Source organism: Acetobacter estunensis, assembly GCF_011516945.1.
GTDB lineage: Bacteria > Pseudomonadota > Alphaproteobacteria > Acetobacterales > Acetobacteraceae > Acetobacter > Acetobacter estunensis.
Genome location: NZ_WOTH01000084.1, coordinates 1 through 2,580, shown reverse-complemented (window position 1 = coordinate 2,580; position 2,580 = coordinate 1). Strand labels below are relative to the sequence as shown.

The 2,580-nt window shown below is 49.6% G+C and carries 2 protein-coding genes; both read left to right on the top strand.

Annotation, left to right across the window (positions count from 1 at the left end):
* The first annotated feature begins 78 nt into the window (after window positions 1-78).
* Window positions 79-807 carry a tyrosine-type recombinase/integrase gene (locus GOB87_RS16300; RefSeq protein WP_264806450.1) on the top strand — a complete coding sequence of 243 codons (729 nt, stop codon included), beginning with the start codon at window positions 79-81 and terminating at the stop codon, window positions 805-807.
* Window positions 808-811: 4 nt separating this feature from the next.
* The coding region (locus GOB87_RS16295) for a site-specific integrase (RefSeq protein ID WP_338421445.1) at window positions 812-2,580 on the top strand (1,769 nt) is incomplete at its 3' end.

Below are 2,580 nucleotides of genomic sequence, written 5' to 3'. Positions count from 1 at the left end.
ACTCTGTCTGCATCGGGTTCGTTTATTGCTTATGAAAAATTCTTTTGTGCAAAACAGACTTTTTCATAATCTAATCCGATGTACAACCCTTCTGTGAGATTTCCGCGTCGAAATCCGGTGCCGCGAGGGCAGGCGGTTGTAGGGCGCGGCCCACTCTCGGAGCATGTCGGGTTCAGGTATGGTTTGGTACGTCGTTCCAAATTACTGCCATATTTGCCATCTGACGAAGAATGGGCTCGCTTGCAAGAAATAGTCGCACAGGAAACAGTCAGAAATCGCCTCATGTTCGCCTTGGCCTACTATGGCGCACTGCGCCGAGAAGAGTTAGTAGGTTTCAGGGTGTCGGATATTGACCCTGCGAGACGTCTCCTCACTATTCGAGCTGAGACGAGTAAAAGTGCACACGCTCGAGTGGTTTGTTACTCAGCAGTGATTTGTCCTGTGTTGGCAGTGTATTTACATCGTCGACGCGGTGCGACAACCCATTCAGGTGCCTTGTTTCTGTCTGAGTCAGATCGAAACTTTCGACAGCCCATAACGAAGTGGTCATGGAGCAAAACTGTCAGACGTCTTGCCCTTCAAGCCGGCATACCGGCGTTCAGTACTCATACCTTGAGACATCTGAGACTGACGCACTTGGCCCGGTCAGGCTGGCGTCTGCACGATATCGCAACGTATGCCGGACACCGCAATGTTCAAAGTACGACACTTTATATCCATCTATCTGGTGAAGATCTTCTCCGTAAAATCGCACACTCGGTCGAACAGATGGATATGAATCTTGGTAACAGGGTCTTCGGAGGATAGAACAGTGGCCGAATATCAGGTTTCTCACATCCAGCCCGAATACAAATTCCACATTAATCTCGATGAATACGACAGACGGGCGACATTGTCTGCAGACGAATTAAAAGTTGTCAGACGTTGGAAAGAAGAAAATCTTGTTATTACGAAACGGCAGGCTCCGCGTCTTCATAAGCCTCTGACGGACATCCTGTATCGCAGCAATCTCGACCGCGCTAACAGCCATCGTGCTTTGAAGTATTTGCTTCTGACGGTCGCACACCAGGAAAAACCCTACTGGGGGTGGAGTGAAGACCTGTGGGTTGAGATTATCAATAATAGTCCTGTTCTGAAAAAAACCGGAATGGTACCGCAGTTGATTGCAGTCGCTTATCTTCTGTGTGGTTTTCGAAGCGTGTACAAAATTCAACGCAATGTGGCGACGGCTGTCGTTGCCCGATTGGTTTTTGGAGCGGAGATTGTTGATACAGAATGTGAGCGTCTGTTCTCGGCCCTAACCCGTGTCGGCTTCGTCTGTCAGACCGTTCGGCCCCTCGTACCATCAGTATTTGCTGCAGTTGCATTACAAGGTGAGAATCCAAAACTTGAAAGTTTTGATAGGAAGATACTGGAACATACACGAGAGTGTTACACAGGAAATCATATCGCCAAGCGGATTGGAATATTGTCAACCGGTTTGGCCGCAATGGGGCTTACATCGAAGGTTATTCATTTCCGGGCATACCAACCTCGTCATGGAACTGAAACTGATAATATCAATCCTGAGTGGATGACATGGTGCCGGCGTTGGTTGGAAACAACAACCTTGCGAGAAGGGTCGAGGCGAGCAGTTTACAACACTCTGACCCGTATCGGAATCTGGTTGGGTCGCGAGCATCCTGAGGTCACAGGACCAGAGCAATGGACGGTATCGGTATGTGCCGACTATCTCGCCGCCGTCGACAGGTTACGTATTGGCGATTGGGGCGGTTCCACCTTTGATTATCGTCTGATCCCAACAGTTGGCCAGCCTCTACAGGCTCCAACGAAAGTTGCTTATTATCAGGTTATGCGTCGGTTTTTATCTGATATTCAGAGTTGGGAATGGGCGCAGCTCCGGTGTAATCCGCGATATCATCTCTCGACACCGAAGAATATTGCGAAATATCTTGGCGTAAATCCTAGGACCATAGATGATGCTTCTTGGCTGAAACTGACCTGGGCCAGCTTCAACATTGAACCAGACGATCTTTCTCCTGACTGTTTCTATCCATTCGCCCTGTTGCAGGCAATCGCCGTGGTGTGGACACATGCAGGCCTTCGGAGCAATGAGATCGCCCGACTTCGGGTCGACTGCACGCGCGAACAATCAGAGGATGTGGTTGATCAGTCTGGCAACGTCGTTCCGGCAGGGCAGGTCTGCTGGCTTGATGTTCCGGAAGGTAAAACTTCGGTCGCGTACACTAAACCGGTCGGCCATGCTGTTCATAAGTACATTACGGCCTGGATGAAAAAACGAGCGTCACCCCGCAAACATCTTGATCGGCGAACCGGTGAACATGTACATTTTCTCTTTCAACTTCGGAACAAGCCAATCGCGAAGGAAGTTTTAAATCAGACTGTTATCCCGCTTTTGTGCAAAAAGGCTGGTATTCCGATTGAGGACAGTAAAGGCCGTATTACAAGTCACCAGAGGTGGTCCCCATTTTTCGGACAGGGCGATAAGCTATCATCTGGCCTGAACGAGGACGGGTTTTATGGGCAAGGTTACGCGGAAACGGTATGCGGCAGAGTTCA

What these genes read in the sequence shown, in the direction of transcription:
- GOB87_RS16300 (WP_264806450.1), top strand. Translation starts at nt 79, where the DNA reads ATGTACAACCCTTCTGTGAGATTTCCGCGTCGAAATCCGGTGCCGCGA.